We start from the raw sequence: 235 nt of genomic DNA on the forward strand, positions 1-235 counted from the left end.
ATAAAGTAACCAGTCCAGATATTGGGATGAGTTACTCTGCAAATCCGTATCAAGAATGTGAGCATGGTTGTGTGTATTGCTATGCTAGAACTACTCATGAATATTGGGGCTATGGCGCTGGCCTAGATTTTGAGCGTACCATCTTATATACGGCTAATGCCCCAGAATTATTAGAACAAAAAACTAGGGGCAGAAACTGGCAAGGAGCTACGATTGTTTTTTCGGGAAATAAAGA

1 pseudogene is annotated in these 235 nt (G+C 40.9%); it reads left to right on the plus strand.

Annotated features, from left to right (window positions below):
* A pseudogene (locus ACY2RS_RS15930) lies at positions 1-235 on the plus strand (PA0069 family radical SAM protein); the annotation flags it as partial.

It is taken from the genome of Patiriisocius sp. 208BN25-11 (genome assembly GCF_058147145.1).